19 protein-coding genes and 2 pseudogenes are annotated in these 25,242 nt (G+C 42.5%); 9 read left to right on the top strand and 12 right to left on the bottom strand.

The genetic code is table 11. The features are described from left to right. Window positions 1–180 precede the first annotated feature (180 nt). Together BACFIN_RS11695 and BACFIN_RS11700 are read right to left on the bottom strand one after the other, a co-directional pair. Window positions 181–792: a response regulator transcription factor gene (locus tag BACFIN_RS11695; protein ID WP_007752182.1), complete on the bottom strand. Its 612-nt coding sequence runs from the start codon at window positions 790–792 to the stop codon at window positions 181–183. Then, window positions 782–1,486 (bottom strand): hemerythrin domain-containing protein, encoded by a 705-nt coding sequence (locus tag BACFIN_RS11700; protein ID WP_007752179.1) that lies wholly within the window; start codon window positions 1,484–1,486, stop codon window positions 782–784. The genes BACFIN_RS11695 and BACFIN_RS11700 overlap by 11 nt, the downstream gene beginning before the upstream one ends. Before the next feature lie 208 nt (window positions 1,487–1,694). Between BACFIN_RS11700 and BACFIN_RS11705 the strand changes: the two genes are divergently transcribed. Together BACFIN_RS11705 and fldA are read left to right on the top strand one after the other, a co-directional pair. Continuing rightward, on the top strand, window positions 1,695–2,870 hold the full coding sequence (locus tag BACFIN_RS11705) for a phosphoribosylaminoimidazolecarboxamide formyltransferase (protein WP_007752176.1): 1,176 nt from the start codon (window positions 1,695–1,697) through the stop codon (window positions 2,868–2,870). Window positions 2,871–3,004: 134 nt separating this feature from the next. Next, window positions 3,005–3,511 carry a flavodoxin FldA gene (fldA, locus tag BACFIN_RS11710; RefSeq protein WP_032839507.1) on the top strand — a complete coding sequence of 169 codons (507 nt, stop codon included), beginning with the start codon at window positions 3,005–3,007 and terminating at the stop codon, window positions 3,509–3,511. 209 nt (window positions 3,512–3,720) lie between these two features. Here fldA and BACFIN_RS11715 read toward each other — a convergent pair whose 3' ends face one another. Next, window positions 3,721–6,027 carry a family 20 glycosylhydrolase gene (locus BACFIN_RS11715; protein ID WP_007752170.1) on the bottom strand — a complete coding sequence of 769 codons (2,307 nt, stop codon included), beginning with the start codon at window positions 6,025–6,027 and terminating at the stop codon, window positions 3,721–3,723. Window positions 6,028–6,212: 185 nt separating this feature from the next. On the opposite strand from BACFIN_RS11715, the gene BACFIN_RS11720 reads away from it, so the two are divergent. Beyond that, complete coding sequence (locus tag BACFIN_RS11720; protein WP_007752167.1) at window positions 6,213–7,127, top strand: cation diffusion facilitator family transporter; 915 nt, start codon at window positions 6,213–6,215, stop codon at window positions 7,125–7,127. 227 nt (window positions 7,128–7,354) lie between these two features. Here BACFIN_RS11720 and BACFIN_RS23590 read toward each other — a convergent pair whose 3' ends face one another. The 8 genes and pseudogenes from BACFIN_RS23590 to BACFIN_RS11740 form a co-directional block, all read right to left on the bottom strand. Beyond that, on the bottom strand, window positions 7,355–7,768 hold the full coding sequence (locus tag BACFIN_RS23590) for a fimbrillin family protein (RefSeq protein ID WP_007752165.1): 414 nt from the start codon (window positions 7,766–7,768) through the stop codon (window positions 7,355–7,357). 56 nt (window positions 7,769–7,824) lie between these two features. After that, entirely contained in the window at window positions 7,825–8,166 is a 342-nt protein-coding gene (locus BACFIN_RS23585) for a fimbrillin family protein (protein WP_007752156.1), read from the bottom strand. Window positions 8,167–8,211: 45 nt separating this feature from the next. Beyond that, window positions 8,212–8,811 carry a fimbrillin family protein gene (locus BACFIN_RS11725; protein WP_262479228.1) on the bottom strand — a complete coding sequence of 200 codons (600 nt, stop codon included), beginning with the start codon at window positions 8,809–8,811 and terminating at the stop codon, window positions 8,212–8,214. 66 nt (window positions 8,812–8,877) lie between these two features. Continuing rightward, window positions 8,878–9,108, bottom strand: coding sequence for a hypothetical protein (locus BACFIN_RS11730; RefSeq protein WP_007752146.1), 231 nt, complete (start codon window positions 9,106–9,108; stop codon window positions 8,878–8,880). After that, a pseudogene (locus BACFIN_RS20700) lies at window positions 9,090–10,152 on the bottom strand (DUF3575 domain-containing protein). The gene BACFIN_RS11730 and the pseudogene BACFIN_RS20700 overlap by 19 nt, the downstream one beginning before the upstream one ends. A gap of 614 nt (window positions 10,153–10,766) precedes the next feature. Beyond that, complete coding sequence (locus tag BACFIN_RS11735) at window positions 10,767–13,094, bottom strand: TonB-dependent receptor (protein ID WP_007752126.1); 2,328 nt, start codon at window positions 13,092–13,094, stop codon at window positions 10,767–10,769. Window positions 13,095–13,178: 84 nt separating this feature from the next. Then, window positions 13,179–13,559: a hypothetical protein gene (locus BACFIN_RS0219775; protein ID WP_022275212.1), complete on the bottom strand. Its 381-nt coding sequence runs from the start codon at window positions 13,557–13,559 to the stop codon at window positions 13,179–13,181. Window positions 13,560–13,605: 46 nt separating this feature from the next. Beyond that, on the bottom strand, window positions 13,606–15,204 hold the full coding sequence (locus BACFIN_RS11740) for an aspartate:alanine exchanger family transporter (protein ID WP_007752116.1): 1,599 nt from the start codon (window positions 15,202–15,204) through the stop codon (window positions 13,606–13,608). A gap of 217 nt (window positions 15,205–15,421) precedes the next feature. Here BACFIN_RS11740 and BACFIN_RS11745 point away from each other — a divergent pair, with 217 nt between their 5' ends. The 6 genes and pseudogenes from BACFIN_RS11745 (at window position 15,422) to BACFIN_RS11770 (ending at window position 24,379) form a co-directional block, all read left to right on the top strand. Next, entirely contained in the window at window positions 15,422–16,018 is a 597-nt protein-coding gene (locus tag BACFIN_RS11745; RefSeq protein WP_007752115.1) for an HmuY family protein, read from the top strand. Between the two features lie 6 nt (window positions 16,019–16,024). Beyond that, on the top strand, window positions 16,025–18,286 hold the full coding sequence (locus tag BACFIN_RS11750; protein ID WP_007752114.1) for a TonB-dependent receptor: 2,262 nt from the start codon (window positions 16,025–16,027) through the stop codon (window positions 18,284–18,286). 38 nt (window positions 18,287–18,324) lie between these two features. Beyond that, entirely contained in the window at window positions 18,325–22,719 is a 4,395-nt protein-coding gene (locus BACFIN_RS11755) for a cobaltochelatase subunit CobN (RefSeq protein WP_007752113.1), read from the top strand. Between the two features lie 6 nt (window positions 22,720–22,725). Further along, window positions 22,726–23,439, top strand: coding sequence for a hypothetical protein (locus tag BACFIN_RS11760; RefSeq protein ID WP_004300149.1), 714 nt, complete (start codon window positions 22,726–22,728; stop codon window positions 23,437–23,439). Window positions 23,440–23,446: 7 nt separating this feature from the next. Beyond that, on the top strand, window positions 23,447–24,055 hold the full coding sequence (locus BACFIN_RS11765) for a MotA/TolQ/ExbB proton channel family protein (protein ID WP_004300150.1): 609 nt from the start codon (window positions 23,447–23,449) through the stop codon (window positions 24,053–24,055). Further along, window positions 24,042–24,379 (top strand): annotated as a pseudogene (locus tag BACFIN_RS11770) (DUF2149 domain-containing protein). The gene BACFIN_RS11765 and the pseudogene BACFIN_RS11770 overlap by 14 nt, the downstream one beginning before the upstream one ends. A gap of 176 nt (window positions 24,380–24,555) precedes the next feature. On the opposite strand, the gene BACFIN_RS11775 reads toward BACFIN_RS11770, so the two are convergent. Further along, window positions 24,556–25,224: a bifunctional 4-hydroxy-2-oxoglutarate aldolase/2-dehydro-3-deoxy-phosphogluconate aldolase gene (locus BACFIN_RS11775; RefSeq protein ID WP_007752093.1), complete on the bottom strand. Its 669-nt coding sequence runs from the start codon at window positions 25,222–25,224 to the stop codon at window positions 24,556–24,558. Between the last annotated feature and the right edge of the window lie 18 nt (window positions 25,225–25,242).

Genomic DNA, 25,242 nt, shown 5'->3' with positions numbered 1-25,242 from the left:
CTAACTATAAAAACTTTCCTATTGAATAAAAATTTTAATACCTTAAATCTTTACTTAATCTAATACCTTACATTTTTTCTTTTACCTTATAAACTAACAGCAATTTCCCAATTGCATTGCAAAGGTACGAATAATTTCCGTGTGCGCAAACGGTTTTATATTTTATAACACTTTTCCTTGCTATAAGCCCTTCACATCATTCAGCGTAACCAACTTATTTACAATAGCATAAATAGTCAAACCCGCCGCACTATGTATTTGCAATTTTTTGCTAATATTTCTCCGATGCGTGATAACCGTATGAATAGATAAAAACAGCTTTTCCGCTATTTCTTTATTTGTCATTCCTTTTACCACACAGATGACGATTTCCTTTTCCCGCTGGCTGAGCGCATCCTGATTTTCCAAATCTTCTTCCTCAGAAGGAACATTCAGCAAACCGGAGATTTTCTTAGACAATCTCTCCAAATCATCAAATATAGAAATAGACTCATCATATTTGCTCAACAAGGAGGCATCTACAAAAGAAGTGACCAATGCTATCACCCGTATCTTCTTACCGGACGTTTCCTCTCGGAACTTACCTATATCGAAATAATCACCGAAAGCCGGATTGACAATCAGCATATCAGGACACTGCGTCCGGACACAGTCATGCAGAGCCTCGATAGAAAGCAACTCTATAGGTTGCACTTTCACATTAGGAAGACGCTTCAACGCAGCAGTCAGTCCGCCACGGATAATTACAGAAGTCTCAGCAATTGCAATCCGGATAACTTCATTATTTTTCATTTTCCATCATCCTCCTTTCCAGGTTCAAAATAGCAGGAACAAAAATATAGTCCTCTATCTTGCAATGAGATTCCAGTCCCTCCTCACAAGCATAAATATCAAAAAGCGCCGCATTCAGAAGATTCTCATTGGCTTTGGCCGGACAATATTTAATAATGATATTCTTCAGTTCGGTCAACTTCTCTCCCACTTGGTCGTGATGTTTGGAGAATGTACTGATCTGGTAGTTTTTCGGGGCATTTCCTGCTATTAGCGCATCCACATACTTAAATACGGTTTTCTCTTCATAATCCATATGTTTACGCACTTCACGGGTATATTCATCAAAAAACTTCAGAATAAGGAAAGCAACATCGTCCTGCGAGCAGTCAATGGCTTCAATCAATTTGCGCCGGATGGCGGGAAGAGAAAAATCAAGAAAATAGATGTGTGCCTGCCGCAGATAATCAATCAACGCAGGGATGGAAATATCATCTTTATCTCCATCTAACCGAGAAAAGCCCTCAGCCATAAAATTAACTACAATAAGGAAAGTACGGCAATCTACTCCATTCAGCTCGCAAACCTCCTTTACCGTTTTATCTCCAAACCCTAACGAAAGCCCGAAACGACTCATTACCTGCAACAAGGAATAATTGTCACTGATAAGATCAATCATCTTATCAGTCGGCTTATATTTTTGTAAATTATCCATCTTACCTATTATATTTAGCGAGTGCAAAGAAACGGAATATTTCACGAAATCGCAATCACCATTTATAGGTATTTTGAACCATTACAATATTCTAAATACTAATTACATATTACTATTTTACAATACAAGTCTAGGCAAGCTTATCTTTTTTTCGTAATTTTGTCGCTATCAATTTGTAATTAGCAACTCATAATTTATAATTAATAAAATGGCAAACGAACTCGAACTGAAATACGGCTGCAACCCTAATCAAAAGCCTGCCCGTATCTTCATGAAAGAAGGCGAACTCCCCATCGAAGTGTTGAATGGACGTCCCGGTTATATCAATCTATTGGATGCATTCAACAGTTGGCAACTAGTGAAAGAACTGAAAGAAGCTACCGGACTGCCGGCTGCCGCTTCTTTTAAACATGTCAGCCCTGCGGGTGCTGCTGTTGCGGTAGAAATGAGCGACACGCTGAAAAAGATTTATTTCGTAGACGACATGAAACTATCTCCATTGGCTACAGCATACGCCCGTGCACGTGGAGCAGACCGCATGTCGTCTTACGGAGACTTTATCGCATTGTCCGACACTTGTGACGAAGAAACAGCACGCATCATCAACCGTGAAGTATCCGATGGTGTCATTGCTCCTGACTACACTCCCGAAGCACTGGAGATTCTAAAGAATAAAAGAAAAGGAACCTATAATGTAATAAAGATAGATCCTGCATACCGCCCGGCTCCTATCGAACATAAAGATGTATTCGGAGTAACTTTCGAACAAGGAAGAAACGAATTGAAGATCGATGAAAGTCTTTTGAAAGAGATGCCTACGCAGAACAAGGAAATCCCGGCTGATGCAAAACGCGACTTAATCATTGCCTTAATCACTTTAAAATATACACAATCTAATTCTGTATGTTATGCCAAAGACGGACAGGCAATCGGTATTGGCGCAGGCCAACAGTCACGTATCCACTGTACGCGCCTGGCAGGAAATAAAGCAGATATCTGGTATTTACGCCAACACCCGAAAGTGATGAACTTGCCGTGGATTGAGAAAATCCGTCGTGCAGACCGTGATAACACGATTGACGTTTACATCTCAGAAGATTATGACGACGTACTGGCAGACGGCATCTGGCAACAGTTCTTCACTGAAAAGCCGGAAATACTGACACGCGAAGAAAAACGGGCATGGTTGGATACGATGACAGGCGTAGCTTTAGGATCGGATGCATTCTTCCCATTCGGAGATAATATAGAACGCGCACACAAGAGTGGCGTTAGCTATATTGCACAACCGGGCGGATCAGTACGTGACGATCATGTGATTGAAACTTGCGACAAATACAATATGGCAATGGCATTTACAGGCATCCGCTTGTTCCACCATTAAAAAGATCGACCATTTTTATTCCATATATCCCCATTTATAATGAGAAGGAGACAAATCTTCCATTATAAATGGGGATTTCCTATTTCTTTAAGCCCCTCTATCTTTGCAGCGTTACATTTAAAAACGAATCAAAGATGAATAAAATTGGTGTATTTTATGGTTCTACAACCGGAACAACAGAAGACCTTGCCCGTCGAATTGCAGAGAAATTAGATGTACCATCGGCAGATGTATTTGATGTATCCAAGCTAACAGAGGCGTTAGTCAATGAATATGACGTATTGGTGCTCGGCTCTTCCACATGGGGAGCAGGCGAACTTCAAGACGACTGGTACAATGGAGTAAAAGTTTTAAAGAAGTGTGATTTATCCCACAAATCTGTAGCCCTGTTCGGTTGCGGCGACTCTGACTCGTATAGCGACACATTCTGTGACGCAATAGGTATTCTTTATGAAGATCTGAAAGATACCCACTGCAAATTCTGTGGAGCAACAGACACTGCAGGCTATACCTTCGATTCTTCCATTGCCGTCGTAGACGGTAAGTTTGTAGGTCTTCCACTTGACGAAGTCAACGAAGATAGCAAAACAGACGAACGTATCAGCGCATGGGCTAAACAAGTGAAACAAGAAATTAGCTAATTTCACCTTAACATAAAAGACCGCAGTAAAAAGAAGGTATAAAGATAGCAGTTTAAGCGATAACCTTAGCATAAGTTTAGCTTTGTTTGTATGTAGTTTGTCTGAGGTGAATCGTTTCTAAGAAGACAGTCTCCTGATAGTAGATATACTCAAAGGAACAGGCTGTAGAAGAAACGATTCACTCAAATACAAACAAGGCAACAGAATAGTTATTCATGTTTCAGCCATGCATTTGGCAATACTTCTTTTTCACCTTTTTCATTCACCAGTTCCATCTGCAATACGCCTCCGTTACAATCGAAGTAACGCACTTCTATCGGATGAAGCCCGGCTTTCAAAGCCTTCTGCACAATAATCTCTACCGGCGAATGTGCTCCATCATTATCTCCCAACAATTCACCGTCAAGCATTAATGTGCTACCGTCGTCCGAGAGAAGGGCAAATGTATAGATACCATCGGCAGGAACTTCCAGATAGCCAGTCAATACCAGACCGATATTTCCTTTCACCTCTTCGGGAATGGATACCGATTCCACCACATACTCCCCTTTGACAGGAGCTGCATCAATATCCGCACAAAGATTACCACGAAAATCGTGCCATACTGCTTTCAAGCCGGGCTGCAAAGCAGCCGGAGCAGTCACCGCCTCTGCATAAGGAGCCTTTACATACTTGGTACGCACCACATCCGAAGGAGAACCATCCGGACGGAAAGTGCGGAAAGCGAAATCCGTAGCCTTCCCAACCTCCAAAGCACCGTTATAAAGAGCTGATTCTTTGGTAGGCATACTGCCGTCTGTCGTATACCGTATTTCAGTACCGGGTAACGGGCAAGTCAATTCCACAGTTGTTTCATCAATAAATGCATTCACTTTATAGAATCCCTGCAAGTCAGGCACCCTATAATTTACCCTCATCACATCCATCCGCTTAAATTGCGGAACAAGCTGACGATAGAATTCTTCGAGATCCGGTTTAGCTGTCGGCTCCGCCCAAGCTATTTCACTCAACGCTATCATACGGGGAACAATCAAATATTCAATGCGCTTCATTGTCGGAATCCATTCAGCCCAGAGATTCGCTTGCACACCCCAGATATATTCCTTCTGTTCCGGCGATAACCGCTCGTCTGCACACGGATCATACGCAAGTATTTTCTTTACTGAATTCTGATCCTGCGCATAATCGAAATAAAAATATTCATTCGGACAAACAATCACTTTCTGCTTTTGTGCAGTTGCCGTAGGCAATGCATCTTTCGCCCAACTTCTCCACCATGTAATAGTGGCATCGGAAGATAATCCGTCGGATACCACTTCATCCCAGCCTATGAGTTTCTTTCCGTTGGCAAGGAAAAATTTCTCCATGTCACGTACAAACCATGCCTGAAGTTCTTCTACCGAACCCAATTTCTCCGTACGAATCCGTTTCTGACAAAGAGGACATTTCTTCCAGTTGGCTTTTTCCACTTCATCACCACCCATGTGCACATATTCATAAGGGAAAAGTTCAAAAACTTCTTTGAATACATTCTGACAGAACTCCAGCGTTGTATCTTTACCCGGACAGATAGGAGAAGAGAAAGTTTCCCCCCACCCGATTAATCCGTCACACGCCAATTCCGGATATTGACCGATAGCTGCCAGGAAATGTCCCGGCATATCAATCTCGGGAATGACATCGATACCTCTTTGCGCAGCATAGGCGACTATTTCTTTTATATCATCATGAGTGTAATAACCTCCATACAGCGTATCTCCTTCCACAATGCGTATCTTATCTTCCGGAATCAGGAAATCGGTATTATCTTCTTCTTTCGCACGTGCCATACAGGTACGATCCTGCGTATTGAATTTACGCCAGGCCCCTTTTTCTGTAAGCAACGGGTACTTCTCGATCTCTATACGCCAGCCCTGATCATCGGACAGATGCCAATGGAACTTATTAAGTTTATACAAAGACATCAGATCTAATATATGCTTCACTTCTTTTTTATTCCAGAAATGGCGGGAAGCATCCAACATAAATCCACGCCACTCAAATCGTGGCGCATCTTCTATTTGCACGACAGGAATAGAATAATTCTGTTTCTCTCCCTGCACTTCTGTCACCGCAGGAAGCAACTGGCGAATAGTAGTAATAGCAGAAATAATGCCCGAATAGTCAGTTGCCTCTACCCGAATATACTCCGGCGTAGACTCAAGCTTATAAGAGCCGGGCTTTCCAGCAGTATCCTTCAACTGAAAATACATACCTACCTGACTCTTATCGGTAGTGACCTCAACAGAAGACGATACGACATTCCGAAGAATTTCCTGCAGGTATCCGGTAGCCGGAAACAACGACTGATCGGAAACTCCGATCTTCATGCCATCTTTTAAAACAAACGAGCCCGACTGCTCGGTCAGACTAACGGGGGTAGGCAGAATTGCAATTTCTTGCTTGACGGTAGGCGTGCAAGAAGAAAAAATACAAGCTGACACAATGAGAAAAGAGCTACTTAGTTTTTTGAACATGCGGTTAACTATTTAATAAATGATTTGTCTTGTTTTTAATTGACCATCTATATATAATACAACTAAAACGCATAAACTACTAAAAAGGCGGAAAAAGTTTTTCATAACTTCATATCACAAACTCCTATTAATGTTTATCTTTGCTCCCCCAATCCATTACAAAACAATTATAAAGGGTCACTTCAATGTCAAGAGAGAACATACTAATCAAAACCTCATGGATCAGCACAATCGGCAATGCAATCCTGTCCGCATCCAAAATCATAATCGGTTTATTTACCGGTAGTTTAGCGGTAATAGGCGACGGTATCGACTCGGCAACCGATGTCCTCATCTCTATCGTGATGATTTTTACAGCAAGAGTGATGAATCGTCCGCCTTCAAAGAAATATGTATTCGGTTATGAAAAAGCAGAAGGGATCGCGACTAAAATCCTGTCACTTGTGATATTCTATGCTGGTATGCAGATGTTGATATCATCCATCCAAAACATCTTTTCCGATGAAATGAAAGAGATACCGTCAGCCATCGCTATCTATGTTACTATATTCTCTATTATCGGTAAGCTACTATTAGCTTCATATCAATACAAGCAAGGAAAGAAAATAGACAGCTCCATGCTGACGGCAAATGCGATTAATATGCGTAATGATGTCATTATTTCGGCAGGAGTTTTATTAGGCTTACTGTTTACTTTCCTACTTAAGTTACCCATACTCGACTCAATAACAGGATTGATAATCAGTCTCTTTATCATCAAATCTTCCATCAGTATTTTCATGGACTCAAATGTAGAACTTATGGATGGTGTAAAAGATGTCAATGTATACAATAAGATATTCGAAGCCGTCGAGAAAGTGCCGGGAGCAAGCAATCCGCATCGGGTCAGATCACGAATGATAGGAAACCGGTATATCATCACTCTCGACATTGAAGTGAATCCTCATATAACCATCACACAGGCACACGAAATTGCCGGAGCCGTAGAAAAAAGCATAGAAGACTCCATAGACAATGTATATGATATTTTAGTACACGTAGAGCCTGCCGGAGAATGTCAGACAGATGAGAAATTCGGAGTGAACAAGGGTATGGTCTGATTAGTACAAATACAAAATCCTGCACGTTTCTCGTACAGGATTTCACATTACAGATTTAGCTAGGCATTTTTACAGATTTGTCTTCAATGTAACCTCTGTACTCATATGTAGTAAGATATCTTATTCTCATAATCATGAGCTTTTTACATTTATAAATCAGCCTCTGCTTTTCCATCATTAGGCAAGGTAGCAGGATTCCATGATTTTATAGTCGTATTTGACACATCTCATTTTGTCTTGTTTAGAGTCACAGTATACATATATTCTTTACCTGCTTCTGTTGCAAATACATTATCGCCAGTTAATAGTTCAGTATGAAGAGTATACCCATCAGTATTATCATATGTCAGGTCCACGCCCAGACCACCCTCAACAAATTCACCCGGACATAATATAAAAGTATAATAAGTAACTTTTTCATCCGTATCATAGTCTCCCCCATTAAAACCATTTTGGGAATAAACAAAATCCAGCTTCCCTACATCCTCCAGCGGCTCTACTTTCCCTGTTGCTATCTCAAATGAAACCTTAGAATGTAAACTTGAAAAACTAAAATTCCAATACGACGAGAAATTACCCGGTTGATACGACATGGTTTTATAACCCTCTCCCGGTACTAATTTCAAAGTCAATTTACTCATTTTATGTTCAAATTGAGTAACCTGCGTAAGCAAGTTTCTTGTGAGCTTTCCATCTTTTATTTGAATATTACTCCTTTATTTTCTGCATACGGATAATATGCTGTAAAAGAACCTATCTCAGCACCGTAATAAATAATATTCGAACTAGCCTCAAAAGTATTGCCACTTATCCAATTGTAACAACGATTCGAATACTCTAACTTACCACTTTTCCCAAAAATTCCCATTTTATCCCTTGTCTCCCACTTCGTATCTACCATACGCGTCTTCGCTCCCTCAATTCCGGCCAATACCTCAATTGCTACTTGCCCATCGTTAGCGACATTATCCATTTCACCATTATCACATCCCGCAAATATTGCAGCCAAAACAGCAACATAAAAATAAATCTTCTTCATAACTGTATTTTTTAGTTTATATTTATCATTAATCTTATTGACCAGTTAGTGTGCATCCACAGCACCTCCATTTTCCGGTGTCCAACCGGTGATACTAGCACTTGTTATTTCCACTTTCGTACGATGTAAACGGACCTCATACGTGTACTTGCTGCCTGCATCCAATGCCTTATCCATTGTCCAGGTGAAAGGTTCGTCATTTCCATTATTCAAATCAAAAGTCAGCACACGTGACTTAACTGAATTGGGTAATAGAATAGCCTCGCTCAAAGTGCCGGACTCGGTTGTAAACAATGTGATATCCGACTTATCCGCTCCGCACATAAGCGTACCGTTAGAAAGATTAAAAGTCGCTTTTATAGGTTGATTTCCAACTGTGACACCAAGATTTCTCAGATCAGCCGTATTCAATCCATCGCCCGGACTTATTTCCAATACTAATTTAGAAAGTTTATGAACAAAATTGAATCCTACTTTCGGATTATCCTTTGTACATCCTTCCACTTTGCCAGCATACATGAAGTCGACAGCTTCCTGACTACTTTGAACAGTCACATCCAACGGATAAGTATAATCCGTCAGCGGAAAGACAAAAGGATAATATGCATAAAAATCCACTGCACCGACAACGGGGAAATAGATAATATTCGTATTTTCCCCTGTACAGTCAATGCCGTGCGTCCGTCGGGTACAAGCGAGGATTCCGACTCATTATCCTTTCACGGATTGCTCGTCACTCATTCCTAAACGACCGGAAATACAAAGCAGATAGGATACAGGCTGCACAGACTCAGAGGAGCGGTCACTCCAATCTGTCGTCACCAGCAATGCTCCTTGTGTCGGGTGAGGAGTGTGATATACATCATCCTTAGCACAGGAGGACATCAGAAAAACAGCACCGCAAATGAGAGCGGCACATGAAGTTATTTTAATAGTTTCCATATCAGTGTGATTCCTAATTGGTTAATACCCCAATATTTTTTTGTCTTACAATCTTTGCGCACACGAACCTTATTGATAAGCGTGTATTCGTCATAATCGGCGTAAGTATAACCTACTCCGGCATGAAAGTCGAGCGAAAGATTACTGTTCAGTCCTAGCTGATACCCGCCTGTAAATCCCCCGCCCTGATAGTCACCCTGACAACCGATATTACCAAGTTTGTAGTGAAACTCGCCCGTATGATACATCGCTCCGAGAAAGCTACGACTTTTCCCGCCCAGATAGTAACGTATTTCAGGAGAAACCTTCCAAAGAGCGTAGCGACGGTTTTTATCATCCCAATTCCATGAGGTCCAACTACCGTTGACTAAAATACCCAAGTGGCGGTTTACACGCCATTCAACACCCAGTTCGGGGAGTCAGCGTAGCCCAACGAAGCGGGTTAGCGCGTAAAGCAAGGCGATAAGACGGATGTGTTTCAGATGAAGCCAGAGGTTTCTCCGAAGAAACGCCGACAGATGTTGTTCCCGGACAAGCTTCCTGTTCAGAATTTTCCGAAATAACCTCCATTACCTTTTCCTTTATTATAGATATTACAGAATCCTCTTTTACATTTGCCGCCGTCCCATTTTGGGGTAAACGAAGACGAACGATGACCACATGGCACAAATCCCCATAAGTTTCAGCATGATTACGAGTGATGAAGCAGTTTTCGTCGATTCCTTTGCTCAGGATAAGTTCCGATTTCACACGATTACTGCGAATTTTAGCTAGTTTCAGATTCTCCGCAACCGTGGGTTCCGAAACACAATAACCATCTACCAGCAAAGGAACTTCACCACTCAAAATAGCGGCTTTGTGGTTTTCTACAAGAGATAACAGATGATCCAATTGCGTACCGTTCCCTTTCCAAGGAATATAGAACATATTCTTATGAGAAACAAAACGAAAGACATAAAGAGTGTCGGGTGTCTGTGCCATAGAAACAGCAGGTAGTAAGAGCGACAGAAACAAAAGCAGAAGATAAAATTTGTGTATCTGCATTGTCGTTGAGTTTTTAATGAATATTCAGTCCTTTTCATTTTCCGTTACTTATAATTATTATTAATGGCCTTCACCTTTTTGCTATAACTCGTTATTCATAGGCATTAGCGGGTGAAGGGTGGCGTCTTCACCTGCAACACACCTCCGATTCATTAGCAGCAAACTTCCTTTTTTATAGGCACTAAACTTCTTTTCTATTATAGATAAACTTCTCTTCTTGCGAATATAAAATTCTTTTTCACTAATCACAATCTATAAACGCAAGTTGCGTTTATAAAAACAAAGATTGCGTTTATAAAAACAAAGGCTTCGTTTTTATAATCAAAGCCTTCGTTTATAGTTTATCTATAACCAAAAAGAAATTAGTTCTTATAGAAAGGAAGTTTAGATCCTATAGAAAAGAAGTTCATCTACAATATCCGGTCGCCATCAGACCAATTATCAGTATACATAGATAGCTTAAAAAGAGGAAAGCGGGTGAAACATACGCCCTTCACCCGCTAACGCCTATGAATAGGGTATTATAGCGAAAAGGTGAAGGGCGGTATAAAAAGACCAAATCTGTCGGAAGAGAAGCTATCGGGTAGCGTTGTATAACTTACCGAACAACCGAATTAATAACTGATTTTCACTCCGGCAAAGAAGCTTCTCGGCAAGGACGGACCATAGATATATCCGGAATCGCGGTCGGCTCCTTTATCAAAGTCATTCTGATAGGCATTGAAAATATTCTGTACTCCGGCGTTCACTTGCAAATTCACAGACTTGTAGAGTTTAAAGTCGTATGCAGCCTTCAGGCTTATGTCGAAGAAGTCCTTCGTATTCACCGTTATCGGATTTTCAAGGAATCCCGGAACAGGTTCGTGAGGAACCAGCATCGAACCGGTATATGTACCGGAAAGAGCAATAGACAATGGTTTTACCGGAGTATAAGTTGCTGTAAAATAGCCGTAAGTATTCGGCGTACGCATCATTTTCTTCACAGCCGGAGCGTCTGGATTCCACACGTGCGGTTCGTTGTAATGGCTCTGCTGCAAAGTGACTCCCGCCTGAACCTGGAATTTAGTCAGATATGCCATCTTTCCTTCCAATGTCAGTCCCATCACACGGGCTCCCGGTGCATTGTATCGTGTACGTGTCAGGATTCCATCCACCACCTCTCCGTCGGTAAGTGCAAATACATCTGATAACTTTGTATAAAATCCTTCTACCAGGAAGTTAACTTGAAACGCACCAAAACGATGGTAAATATCTGCCGAGGCACTCAAGCTCTGCGACCTTTCTTCTTTCAGATTATCAGCCAGTTCGACCATCGCTACATTACCGCCTACATTCTCCACATGCAAGTCTTCATCGAAAGCCTGCGGGGCACGGAAACCGGATGAGTAACTGAAACGAAGATTGATGTTTTCCGTCGGATTATAACGCAGATTGGCACGCGGACTGAATATCACATGGTCAATCAGGTTATGTTTATCCAAACGACCGCCAATCAGAAATCCCCAATGTTCATTCTTCCATTCATTTTGGAGGAAGGCACTACCGATATTCACTTTCTGGTCTACCGTACGATTATATCCCCACATATTATCTTCCAGTTTATCCTGATTGAATTCTATTCCGGCAGTCAGGTCGGACGGCATGAAAATACATTTCCCGAAACTATAGACATATTGCGATCCTGCCATCCAGTTCAAGTCGGTGGTGTTTCCGTAAGCATCTAACGGATCTCTATCACCCGGTCCATAATAGCTGTCACGATTGATATGCTGCGCTGATGCAAACACATTGAAACGATGTTTCTCGTTAGGAGAGAAATAATCAAATTTCAGTCCTCCGCCATTGATAGAGTGCTCGGTCTGCTCCGCCACATTCGCTTCGTGAGGCGGGCGGCTCAATAGGTCTCCTCCCCTACGGAATTCTTCCATGTGGTGATATTCAAAAGTCAGTTTCGAATAAGCCGTTGTTTTCAAAAATGAACGGAACCCGACTGTCTGCCCGTGCAACTTGGGTATTTCGGAATATCCGTCACCATCATGGTCATACGCAGAACGATGGCGGTTCTGCCCGAAAATATACAAACCGGCACGCTGGTCGTCCGTCACAAGTGATGCATTCAGTGCTGTACTGTTGTCAAAAGCATCGCCATCACCAATACCTGTTATGGTATGCGACAACATACCGGAATTACGTATAGGTTCTTTGGTAATGATGTTGATTGTTCCGGCAATAGCAGACGAACCGAATAAAGCAGATCCACCTCCACGCATCACTTCCACACGTTCTATCATGCTGGCAGGGATCTGCTCGATGCCATACACACCGGAAAGTGCACTAAAGATGGGACGGGAATCGAGCAGGATTTGCGTATAAGGACCATCCAGTCCATTGATACGTACTTGCTGGAAGCCGCAATTCTGACAATTAGACTCTACACGGACACCCGGCTGAAAACTCAATCCTTGCGCCAAAGTCGTGGAATTGGTATTCTCAAAGATTTTCAAATCCACCACATTCACCAGCGTCGGAGCCAGGCGACGGGTAGTCTCATTACGATTGGCAGATACTACTACACCATCCAAAGCAACCGCATCTTCTTCTATCTCGAAATCTTCTTCCAATGTGCGCCCTTTCTTCAGCGTCACATTCCGTCTGACGGTTTTATACCCCACCGAACTAACTTCGAGCACAAAATTACCTTCGGGAAGATTCTTCAAGAAATAATGCCCGGTAGCATCGGTTACCGTTCCGATGGTAGTACCTTTCAAGGCGACTGTTATATAGGGTAAGTGTTCCTTAGTGTTTTTATCAAGAATATGGCCAATGATATTGGCGTCCGATTTACGTAATTCAGGATGATTAGGATATTCATGAGCTTGTCCTTCAAGGGCAGGCAACAATGCGCAGCACAGGCAGACAAGCGAAAAGATGTATTTCTTCATTTTCCGTTTGTTATTTGTTTTCGTTTAATACTTGTATGTACATATAGATAATCCCCTGCCTCAAATGAGACATGGTACCATCATTTAAATGGCGAAAAGACAAATAGCAGGCGGAGCACGCAGTGCTGTCACTCCATGATAAGGAGCATGAAAATGTGTATGCGGCAAGCGTCCGAGCAGCAAACACAATAGAAAAGAAACGAAAAGGGGAAGGGCAAAAACAACAGTCGCACTATCCGCTATCAGATGAGACAGGATATGGATGTGCAACAATTCGACTGTTGAATGTTGATGCGCCGTCCCTTGCTTAAACGGGTGCGAATGGACAATTGTCACGCCATTAACCACATGGACGTGGGTAAAGAATGTAATACTTGCCAAATACGATATAAAAAGTATCGGCAAGAAATAGCGTGTTATATTTAAAACCAATCGTTTCACCTCATTTTCACTTTGGGACGGCAAAGATACAAACTATTTATTTCACAATCAATGATTAGACAAAATACTGTTAATATACCGCCGAAGCCATGATTTGTATAAACAGAATCAAAAATACCATAGCAATCGGATAAACAGTCGCGTAAGCTACACTAGGTATGTTGCTGTCTACCATTGAATCGGCAGCAGCAAGTCCCGGAGTACTCGTCATGCCTCCCGTTATCGTTCCCAGCAAATCAAGCAGACTGATTTTAAATACCAGACGTCCGACAATGGCGGCAACGAGCATCGGCACCAATGTGATGGCTGCACCTACGCCAAACATCAGCAATCCGCTTTCCTGGAAAGTGGCTACCAGATTCTTACCGGCAGAAGTTCCTACTTCAGCAAGAAAAAGAAGCAGACCTAACTGGCGCAGCAATTGATTGGCTGGTCCGGACATAGACCAGATGATGGGGCCCGTCTTACCAATCGCACTCAACACAAGGGCTACCATCAACACTCCACCGGTCAGTCCCGGAGAGAATGACAGACTGTCAGAGAAAGATATATTTATTTTGCCGAACAGCACTCCCAATACAATACCCATCGCAATGGGGAAGAAATCCGTATCAGACAGTTTCTTCGCATTGTTACCCAGCAGGCGGGCTACTCCTTTAAGTCCTTCTTTCTCACCGACAACCATCAATTTATCGCCAAACTTCAAAGCGAGATCGGGAGATGGAGACAAATCAATACCGCTTCGACGGACACGGGTCACTGTACATCCAAAGTTTTTCTGTAAGTTCAAATCACCCAACTGCTTATTTATCATGTCCTTTTTAGTCAATAGTAAAGATTCTATTTCCTGCGTTTTATCCAAAGGCAACTCACCTTCTTCACGCTTGCCAATCAACACGGCAAGCTGATTCAACGACTCTTCGCTACCTACGGCTTGTATATAATCTCCTTCACGCAGCACCGTATGGGCCGTAGGGATGGATATTTCATCATTATGTTTCAGACGTGAAATGACAGCGCCCGTCATGGCGCGCGCATTTATCTGCATCAGAGTACGATTGAACACATGAGAATTGGTAACCCGATAAATGCAAGTAATCAGCTCCGGAAATTGTCCACGACGTTCTATCTCCAAGCGGCGGGCTTCTTTATCCAAATCTACCCGCATAATCTTAGGCAGCAGTTTGACAAACAGAATCACGCCGATCACTCCAAACGGATATGCGATACCGTAAGCGATGGACGCCAAAGGAGAATGGGTACTGTCGATAGCAACCGCCAGACCCGGAGTACTGGTCAGCGCACCGGCAATCAGACCGACAACGCTCGGTGTATCAATATCAAATGCGTACTTCAACCCGACTGCAGTCAAGCAGGCAGAACAAATAATAAGCATAGTAATAAGAATGAGCGTCTTTCCTTTACTACGGAAAGAATCGAAGAATCCGGGCCCCGCTTGAATACCGATGGTGAATATGAAGAGCACCAAACCGAAGTTTCCTAATTCTTTAGGAATAATAACACCATAATGCCCGAAAAGAAGGGCAATGAAAATAACCGCCGACACATCAAGAGATAATCCTCTGATCTTTATTCTTCCCAGCATAAACCCCAACGCGACTATCAGGAAAAGGGAGAAATAAGAGGAATGCAATAAGTCAGTAAACATAAAAATAAGGTTAGTTAGTTAAGGGCGCGAAGGTACGGATTTTATTTAAGCCGTACAATATTCCTTCTCACAAGAAGCGACTTCCTCACGTTTAATACCTACATATAACTAAAGCTTGGTTATTTTTCATTTCTTTTAGGTATTTTCCATCCTTATAGTTCCCTATAACTTTGCAACCGAAAATTAAACAATCATTATCTATCAAAATTAACAGAGTATGAAAATCTTGAACTTTTGGATGGTTGCCTTTATGGCACTGTCACTCTCAACAACATTGACGTCTTGCAGCGATGACGACGAAAAGAAAGAAGAAACAGAGATGAAAACATTGACCGTTGACGCTACTGCTTATAATCAATGGGTATATGTAAATCTTAAAGATGGCAAGACCCAAACCGTAACTATGGAAGGAAGTGATGACGAATCTGCAGTTACCATTGACTGGCAGATTGCCATACATCGCTATACGGAAGTAAAAACCAATGGAGGCTCTGTTGTAAAAACAGATATGACGGATATGAGCAAGGTGACTACAATTCCGACAGGCGGATATGTCGCAGATGAAAGTGAACAGAACATACTCGTCAGATTCGCTATGCCGCCAACAGATGATTGCTACGTGAAAAGCCACTGTAATACTGCAATGGTATGGACCGAAGGTTCGGCTATGGCTGGAACATTGGCAACAACCAACAATGTGTTCGTTCTAAAATGTAAAGACGGGACATATGCAAAACTCCAGTTCACCGATTTTGCAAATGCGGATAATGTAAAAGGGCACGTCACGTTTAATTACGAGTATCCCGTTAAATAACCAATCATGAAAAGAATCTTTATGATGTTATTGGGTGTCCTATCCACGTTGTATACGACAGCGGAGACGGGGTACCTCTACGAAAATAATGAGAACGATAACGCTACTACGCGGTGTTTCAAAGGAGTTGTATTAGATGAAAACGGCACTCCCCTGCCCGGAGCGTCCATCGTTGTAATAGGTACGACAATCGGTGCCGGCACTAATACACAAGGAGAGTTTACATTAAGTTTAAGAGATAAAGGGTTTCCTATCTTGCGAGCCAGTTTCATCGGGTATACTCCTGTGGAATACAAGATTCAAAACAATGAACACAATAACATTGTCATACGCCTGAAACCGACCCAAAGCTCATTGGAAGAGGTCGTCGTTACAGGTACACGGACAGAAAAACCGCTCAAAGATGCCCCGATACTAACCAGAGTGATCGGGCAAAAGGAAATCCAGGCTTTAAATCCTATGGATATAGAGACCCTTTTACAGTATGAGCTACCCGGTATACAATTCAATTACAATTCCATGAGTAAATTGCCGGAAATCACTTATCAAGGAATGAGTGGCGAATACTTATTATTCTTGGTTGACGGTGAACGTATAAGTGGTGAAGGTTCGGATCATAACCCCGATTTCAGCCGTTTCAATATAGATGATATTGAACGCATTGAAGTCGTCAAAGGAGCTCAATCCACTCTCTATGCTTCAAATGCTTTGGGTGCTGTGATCAATATCATCACGAAAAGCGCCAACAGACCTTTTACAGGAAATGTAAACGCACGTTATGGCAATAACAGTGGACAAAAATACACTGTTTCAGGTGGAACCAAACAAAACCGTTTTTCTTCTTTCACTACCATATCCCACAGAAGAAGAGATACATACACAATTTCTGATGACAAAGAAACAGAAAGAACAGTCATCAATCCGGACGGTTCAATCACCATCGATAAAAGTGCTAACAGCAGTACCATTCGGGGATATCAGATCTGGGATGCCTCGCAGAAGTTCGGTTATGCTTTTACCGACCAGTTTAGTGCGGAAATAAAAGGAACATATTATCGGAATAAACGCGATAATGCTACGGCTAATGCAAAAACCAATGATATATTTTCAAACTACTCGGTAAATGGTAAATTAAAATATTTGTTTAATGTCAATCACAGGTTGGATCTTTCCTACATCTTCGATAGTTATAGAAAGGATATAGACTATTTTGTAGCAGGATATACCAAAAAGAACTACGATAACTTCGTGCAAACAGCACGTTTGAACTATACCGGAAATTTCAACGACCAACATACATTTACAGCAGGACTGGAAGCCAATCTTGAATATTTAAAACATTATATGTTTAAAGACAGTACCAATTATAACCAGCAATCATACGTGTTCTATGTGCAGGAAGACTGGAAAATCTCCGAGAAGTTCAATCTGATAGCGGGCATACGGACTGATTACCATTCCCAATACCACTTCCGTATGACTCCTAAACTATCGGTAATGTATCGGCCGGTAGAACTGTTAACCCTGCGTGTCGGCTATGCACAAGGCTATCGGACACCGACTTTAAAAGAACTGTATGAAGAATATGACATGGGAGGTCTGGGGATGTTTACCATTCATGGTGATGAAAATCTGAAAGCAGAGAATAGCCAGCAGTTTTCCCTGTCTGCCGAAATTAACAAAGACATCTTTTATGCCTCCATATCCGGCTATTACAATAAATTCAAGAATAAAATTACACTAGCTTATCTTGATAATATTGAAGACGGGAAAAGTATGCCGGACATGAAATACATGAATTCCGACAATGCTGAAAGTATAAGTATGGAAGCTATTGCACGAGTAAAAATGGATTGCGGACTGATGTTACAAGGTTCTTACGCATACGTCCATGAAAAAGAAGAATATAAAGGATACAATTTATCCATGACACGGCCTCATAGTTTAACATTCAATGCATCCTTTAACCGTAAATTCGGTAAAGTCAATACTTCCGTTTCACTGAACGGGCAGTGGAGTTCCAAATTACACACATACTCCTATTATTCCGTTGACAATACTATAACTGAATATAATTACTCTCCACGTACTATTTGCACCTTGAACACTAGTGCAAGTTTTCCTCGCGGTATCTCTGTGGGACTGGGTATAGACAATTTATTCAATTACAAAGATAAATCTGCCGATTATGGAATCCAGTTACCACAGCAAGGTATCGGCTTTATCGGAACTGTTTCAATTAATCTTGCCGATTTGTTCAGACTATAACGAGAGTTAAACTACATACAAAGCTAAAAATAAGAGAAATGAAAAAGAAAAGTAAAATCATCTTAGGTGTATGCATCGTTGCTGCAGCTCTGATAGGGATGTCCGTATGGAATACCTGGTTCAGTCCTACAAAGATTGCTTTCATCAACTTCCAGACCATACAGCAGGGAAGTATATCGAAAGCCAACGACAATTCATCCATCAAACTCAGTGAAGTATCGCTCGACAACCTCGACCGCCTGAACGGTTACGACATGGTATTCATCAACGGAATGGGTCTGCGTATCGTCGAGGAACAACGTCAACAGATACAACAGGCTGCCGACAAAGGTATTCCTGTATACACTTCCATGGCTACCAACCCGGCCAACAATATTTGTAATCTGGACAGCGTACAACAGAATCTGATACGAGGTTATCTGACCAACGGAGGAAAAACCAACTACCGGAATATGCTGAATTATATCCGTAAAGCTATTGACGGTAAAATCTCTTCCATACCGGAAGTGGAAGACCCGGCAGAAAGACCCAGCGACATGCTCTATCACGCCGGACTCACCAACCCGGATGATGAACTGGAGTTCCTCACCGTGGCAGATTATGAGAAATTCATGAAGGACAACCGTCTTTATAAAGAAGGAGCACGTAAAATCATGATAACCGGACAAATGGCTGATGCCACCGGACTTATTGAGGCTCTTGAAAAAGAAGGTTACAATGTTTATCCGGTTCAGTCAATGACGAAATTCATGTCATTTATTGACGAAGTGCAGCCAAACGCAATCATCAACATGGCACACGGACGCATGGGAGACAAAATGGTGGATTATCTGAAAGCTAAGAATATCCTCTTGTTTGCTCCGCTCACCATCAACAGCCTGGTAGACGAATGGGAGAAAGATCCGATGGGAATGGCAGGAGGATTTATGTCACAAAGTATCGTGACTCCGGAAATCGACGGTGCCATCCGTCCTTTCGCTCTCTTTGCACAATATGAGGATGAAGAAGGATTGCGCCATTCGTATGCAGTACCCGAACGCTTGAAGACTTTCGTATCCACAATCAATAATTATTTGAATCTGAATACTAAGCCGAACAGCGAGAAGAAGGTAGCTATCTACTATTATAAAGGTCCGGGGCAAAATGCATTGACCGCTGCCGGTATGGAGGTGGTTCCTTCCCTATACAATCTTCTGGTCCGCATGAAACAGGAAGGATACAACATATCCGGTCTGCCTGCAAATGCCGAAGAACTGGGTAAAATGATACAGGCTCAAGGCGCTGTGTTCAACTCTTACGCAGAGGGAGCCTTTAATGACTTTATGCAAAAAGGACATCCCGAACTTATCACCAAAGATCAATATGAAAGTTGGGTGAAAGAGTCACTCCGCCCTGAAAAATATCAGGAAGTAGTGGATGCTTTCGGCGAATTCCCCGGCAACTATATGGCGACTAACGACGGTAAATTGGGTATTGCCCGTCTGCAATTCGGGAATGTAGTCTTAATGCCACAAAATGCTGCCGGAAGCGGGGACAACTCCTTCCAAGTGATTCATGGCACTAATATGGCTCCTCCTCATACTTATATTGCTTCCTATCTATGGATGCAACATGGTTTCAAGGCTGACGCACTGATCCATTTCGGTACACATGGAAGTCTTGAATTTACTCCCAGAAAACAAGTGGCATTGTGCAGCAACGACTGGCCGGATCGCCTGGTTGGAGCAGTTCCGCACTTCTATATCTACTCTATTGGTAATGTTGGTGAAGGAATGATGGCTAAACGCCGTTCGTATGCCACCATACAGTCGTACCTCACTCCTCCTTTCCTTGAAAGCAGTGTGCGTGGTATTTATCGGGAGCTGATGGAAAAAATCAAGATTTACAATAACTCTCACAAAGAGAATAAAGATCAGGAATCATTAGCTGTCAAAACGCTGACTGTGAAAATGGGAATTCACCGTGATTTAGGTTTGGACAGCATTGCCAACAAACCATATACGGAAGATGAAATCGCCCGTGTAGAAAACTTCGCAGAAGAACTGGCTACCGAGAAAATCACCGGACAACTCTACACAATGGGAGTTCCTTATGAAGCGGAACGGATCACTTCTTCCGTCTATGCAATGGCTACAGAACCTATCGCATACAGTCTGCTGGCTCTTGACAAGCAACGTGGTAAAGCGACAGATGCCGTTAGCAAGCACCGCAGCCTCTTTACACAACAGTACTTGACTCCTGCTCGCCATCTGGTAGAAAAGTTGCTCGCTAATCCTGCACTGGCCACAGATGAACTGATTTGTCGTACAGCCGGTATCACCGCACAGGAACTAGCCAAGGCTCGTCAAATAGAGGCAGACCGCAATGCTCCGAAAGGTATGATGGCAATGATGATGGCTGCATCGGCAAAGAGTGAACAATCCGACGAAAAGAAAGCAGGTAAAGGACATCCGGCATCTGTCTCCAAAGAGGGTTCTCCTCATGGTCAAATGCCCGAAAGCATGAAAGAGGCCATGAAGAAAATGGGCGCCAACATGGATCCTGAAAAAGCAATGGAAATGGCTAAGTCTATGGGAGCAAGTCCGGAAGCATTGAAGAAAATGGAAGCCGGAATGAAAGCTAATAAAGAAAAAGCTGCCGGATCTTCTGACAAACAGGGAAACAGTGGAAAGCAAGAAAAGCATCAAGGTATGGCTGCCATGATGGCCGCTATGGGAAAAGCTCCGAAAGAATACAGTAAAGAAGAAATCGAACTGGCACTTGCCATCGCTGAAGTAGAGCGTACAATCAAGAATGTAGGCAACTACAAGAACGCACTTCTGAAAAGTCCCGAAGAAGAGTTAAGCAGTCTGATGAATGCATTGAAAGGTGGATACACCGCTCCTACTCCCGGAGGTGATCCGATTGCTAATCCGAATGCTTTACCAACCGGACGTAATATGTATGCTATCAATGCCGAAGCAACTCCTACAGAATCCGCTTGGGAAAAAGGTATCGCTTTAGCCAAACAAACGATTGATACTTACAAGCAACGTCACAATGATTCAATCCCACGTAAAGTGAGTTATACTCTCTGGTCTTCCGAATTTATAGAAACCGGTGGGGCTACTATTGCTCAAGTACTGTATATGCTGGGAGTAGAACCTGTTCGTGACGCATTCGGTCGTGTCAGTGATCTAAAACTGATTCCTTCAGCCGAACTGGGACGTCCACGTATCGACGTAGTAGTTCAGACTTCCGGACAACTCCGTGATATCGCCGCTTCCCGCCTCTTCCTGATTAACCGTGCAGTAGAAATGGCTGCGGCAGCGAAAGACGACAAGTTTGAAAATCAGGTAGCCGCCAGTGTGGTAGAAGCTGAAAGAGTGTTGACCGAAAAAGGTGTCAGTCCGAAAGATGCCCGCGAAATGGCTTCTTTCCGAGTATTCGGAGGTGCTAATGGCATGTATGGTACAGGAATTCAAGGAATGGTGGAATCCGGCGACCGCTGGGAAAGTGAATCGGAAATTGCAGATACTTACCTCAACAATATGGGAGCCTTCTACGGTGACGAAAAACACTGGGAAGTCTTTCAGAAATTTGCCTTTGAAGCAGCATTGAACAGTACTGATGTTGTCGTTCAGCCCCGCCAAAGTAACACTTGGGGAGCATTGAGCCTCGACCACGTATATGAATTCATGGGAGGTATGAATCTTGCCGTACGCAATGTTACCGGTAAAGACCCGGACGCTTATCTTAGCGACTACCGGAACCGCAACAACATGAAAATGCAGGAACTTAAAGAAGCAGTCGGTGTAGAAAGCCGTACAACGATTCTGAATCCTACCTATATCAAAGAGAAAATGAAAGGCGGTGCTTCTGCAGCAAGCGAAGTTGCCCAGACTGTAACCAATACGTATGGCTGGAACGTGATGAAACCTGCCGCTATCGACAAGGAACTTTGGGATAATATATATGATGTATATGTCAAAGACGAATACAAACTGAATGTAAAAGACTTCTTTGAAAAACAGAATCCCGCAGCTTTACAGGAAGTGACTGCCGTTATGATGGAAACTGCCCGCAAAGGATATTGGAAAGCTTCTCCGGAACAACTCTCCAATATTGCCAAACTACATACAGACCTTGTCAGACAATTCGGTCCTTCGGGCAGCGGATTTACCGGAGACAATGCCAAATTACAGCAGTTCATCGCCTCTCAAGTAGATGCGCAAACCGCAGCCAACTACAACAAGGAACTGAAACAAATGAAACAAGCCACCCTGGACGGAGAAGCGACCAAAGGAGGCATGGTATTGAAGAAACAATCTAGCGATGCCGTACAAGGGGCACAGGAAGAACAAAATTCTTTGAATGGAGGCCTTATCGCAGGTATTGTTCTGGTAGCATTTGTTGTCATGTTGCTAATACTTAAAAAGAAACGGAAAAAGTAATGTAATATGGAGTTAATCATTCACATATTAATGCTGTTTATCGTGATTAACTGCAGTTTCAAACTCAGTTTCTGGAAACTTTGGCAAACCGTAATATACAGCCTGATAGCCGGTCTTTTTGTAGCCGGCACCTGGCAGTATGCTATTCTCCAGTCAAAGACACAGATTGCTGATTATCTGCAGAACACGGAAGCATTGCAAAACATGGCTATTATCATAACGCTTGAGTCAGCACTCTGCTTCGGCTATTGCGTGGCTTTCCTGCGCGGACTTTATGGTAAGAAGAATTTATGGTGGGCGGAATTACTTCGCTGGTATCCCAGCTTGTTGCTCTTCCCCGTATTATTCTACTATCTCACAGAAGCTATCTTCCGGTTACCTGGCGTAGACTTTTCAGTGACAGCCTGGTCACTTGCAGGGATAGTGGTTATCGCCATCCCATTATTAAGCCGACTGATGAAGTATCTTGTACCCGAAGATGATCTCCGGTTGGAAGTTCATTTCCTTGTCAGCTTATTCATCTGTATCCTCGGACTACTGACCACTGTCAATGGGAAAACGACCTATGCCGCCACCGAAGAGGCGCTCAACTGGAAAGCGATTATCTTGTCCATCGGTCTGTTCGTTGTCCTGTTTCTCATTGGATTTGCCTGGAACAAGCTGAAATGGCCTTTATTACAACGTAAAGAATTAAAAAAAAGAAGTAAAATCAATCAATAAATATTATATGGAACTCATCTCTAAACTTTTATTCTGGGTAGCGAACAGTTTACTTATACCCGATATCATTATTTTGCTGTGCCTGTTCGTTCGTTCACTTATTTTGATCGGAGGCACCTACAACATGTACATGACCAAACGTAAAAATGACAAAGCACTGGACCAACTCATTAAAGATGCACGGATAGACGATCTGAAAGCAGCTTTACCCGACAAAGACAATTCACTATATATGGGTTATCTCCGCGATCTGCTCTACCATCCGGCCAGTGCAGATTACTCTGACTTCCTGATAACAAAATTCGAGAATGAAGCAGAGAAAGATGTGTCTCTTTCTAAAATGCTGGCTAAGATAGGTCCGGTTCTCGGATTGATAGGAACATTGATTTCCATGAGTCCGGCACTTGTGGGACTTTCTACAGGAGATATCTCCGGAATGGCATATAATATGCAGGTAGTATTTGCAACGACTGTTGTAGGTTTGGTTATTAGCGCTGTGGGACTGATATCCATGCAGTTCAAACAACGTTGGTATGCCAAAGATGTCAACAACCTCGATTATGTATCAAGAGTATTAAACGAAACAACCGGAGAGTCCAATAATGAAAAGAAATAGAAGAGTCAGCAAATTCCTCAAAGAAGAGGATACCGACCCGCTAAGTGTAGTAGTAAACTTGTTCGACGTAGCGATGGTATTTGCCGTGGCATTGATGGTAGCAATGGTGATGCACATGAATATGACGGAAGTTTTCGGACAGGAAGATTTCACCATCGTGAAGAATCCTGGTAAGGAAAATATGGAAATCATCTCCAAGGAAGGAAAGAAAATCAATACCTACAAGCCTTCCGGTCAGAAAGAGGAGGATTCAGGAAAAGAGGAAAAAAAGTGGGGATAGCCTACGAACTGGATAACGGTGAGATTATTTATGTTCCGGAATAAAAAACAAGCCATCGAAATGAGTCACTCATTCCGATGGCCTATCCCCTTTAAACACCTTTAAACAAAATGAAAATATGCCTCATATACTAACTAAACTAACTAACCCTCGAGGCATATTTTAAAGAGACTGTCGTATCAACCTCTTTTTATCATAGATAAGCTTTCGCTCTCTAATCTTATTTACGAGCTTCGGCAATATAGCCGAGAGCTTCTTCACATTTTGCAGTGACATAAGCCCAGTCTTCTGCTGCTACCTTATCTTTCGGGAACAGTTTAGAGCCCATACCTACGCAGAATACACCGGCTTTAATCCATGCAGTCAGGTTTTCCTTAGTAGGTTCTACCCCACCTGTTACCATCAGCTTAGACCATGGCATCGGAGCCATCAAGCCTTTTACAAAGTTAGTTCCATAAACATCACCCGGAAATACTTTGCAAAGATCGCAACCTACTTCCTGTGCAAAACCAACTTCTGACACAGAACCGCATCCCGGAGTGTAAGCAACCGAACGACGGTTACATACCTTAGCAATTTCAGGATTAAACAACGGACCTACTACGAAGTTAGCACCCAGCTGCAAGTACATAGCAGCAGTAGCCGGATCAACGATAGAACCGATACCGATTGCCATTTCAGGACATTCTTTTGCTGCGAACTTAACGATTTCAGCAAATACTTCTTGTGCGAAGTCACCACGGTTTGTAAATTCAAAAGCACGAACACCACCGTCATAACAAGCCTTTACTACTTTCTTTGCAACTTCCACATCTTTGTGATAGAATACAGGAACCATTCCTGTAGAGCCGATCTTATTCAATACGGCTATTTTATCGAATTTTGCCATCTTAATTTCTTATTTTAA

The organism is Bacteroides finegoldii DSM 17565, assembly GCF_000156195.1.
Taxonomy (GTDB): Bacteria; Bacteroidota; Bacteroidia; order Bacteroidales; family Bacteroidaceae; genus Bacteroides; species Bacteroides finegoldii.
The sequence above is the reverse complement of the archived record's forward strand: the minus strand, read 5'-3'. Positions and strand labels throughout refer to the sequence as shown.